This window comes from Paraburkholderia sp. SIMBA_054 (genome assembly GCF_046534875.1).
Taxonomy (GTDB): domain Bacteria; phylum Pseudomonadota; class Gammaproteobacteria; order Burkholderiales; family Burkholderiaceae; genus Paraburkholderia; species Paraburkholderia hospita.
The window spans coordinates 1-338 of the sequence record NZ_JAWRXV010000408.1 but is presented as its reverse complement, the minus strand read 5'-3'; the positions used below and the strand labels follow the sequence as shown (position 1 = coordinate 338).

1 protein-coding gene is annotated in these 338 nt (G+C 66.3%); it reads left to right on the top strand.

Translation table 11 applies throughout. The features are described 5' to 3' along the window. A partial coding sequence (locus SB822_RS55690) for an efflux RND transporter permease subunit (RefSeq protein WP_410858924.1) occupies positions 1 to 338 on the top strand: 338 nt, incomplete at both ends.

Sequence of the window (338 nt, the reverse complement as noted above, 5' to 3'; positions counted from 1 at the left end):
TCGCAGATCCGCGAAGGCATCGTCGTGCCGCTCAATCCGCCGTCGATTCCGGGGCTGGGCACGACAGGCGGCACCGAAATGTGGATCCAGAGCAAGGGCGATGCGACGATCGCGCAGTTCGCCGCCGTCGTGGACGACTTCGTCGCGAAGGCGAAGCAGCGCCCCGAACTGACGGGCGTCACGTCGACCTTCAACGCGAACTCGCAGCAGCTGCTGGTCGACGTGGACCGCGACAAGGCCGAGACGCTCGGCGTGCCCGTGCAGGACGTCTACAGCGCGATGCAGACGATGTTCGGCTCGCTGTACGTGTCGCAGTTCAACCGCTCGAGCCGGCTGTG